The following is a 546-nucleotide window of genomic DNA, read 5'->3' as shown; positions in this document are numbered from 1 at the left end:
TACAGAATCTTAATTTCTACGATAGAATTTTTATTACATAATGATGTTAGAATTAAAAATTAGCTAGTTTTAATCATAATATGTAATGGAAAAGAGTAAATGAAAATGAATAAATTATCAGAAAACCAAATTCAAAAAATCGTATCAACTTTTATTCACATTAAAACGAAAGTAAAAATAATTATTGATGAAAAACAGTTGATTCAATCTATAACAAAATATATTAATAAAAATTATAATGATATTATTTTTGCAGAATCAATTCCTAAAGACAGCTATTTAGGAATGCGTAAAACCGATAACGAATCAAAATTATTTGAAAATCTTGTAAATATTTTGATAAAAAATACTAATATAAAACGCCGTGAATATCATTATCAATTTGTCTTTACAATTATTCGTGAAGTTTGTTCTTTTCATTACTACATTAATGACTATACTTACGAAGAAATTTTAGAAGCTATGAGATTAAAATAGATTCTATTCCACTTTTGATTAAAGGAGACGATAATGTGAGTATATTAAGCGTAAATCATTTATCAAAAA

At 22.2% G+C, this 546-nt stretch carries 1 protein-coding gene; it reads left to right on the top strand.

Features of this window, described 5'->3' with window-relative positions:
• The first annotated feature begins 99 nt into the window (after positions 1 to 99).
• Positions 100 to 477 (top strand): hypothetical protein, encoded by a 378-nt coding sequence (locus tag IE142_RS35830; protein WP_229831311.1) that lies wholly within the window; start codon positions 100 to 102, stop codon positions 475 to 477.
• The last annotated feature ends 69 nt before the right edge of the window (positions 478 to 546 follow it).

This window comes from Streptomyces mutabilis (assembly GCF_014649815.1).
GTDB classification, from domain to species: Bacteria; Actinomycetota; Actinomycetes; order Streptomycetales; family Streptomycetaceae; genus Streptomyces; species Streptomyces mutabilis.
The sequence above is the reverse complement of the archived record's forward strand: the minus strand, read 5'-3'. Positions and strand labels throughout refer to the sequence as shown.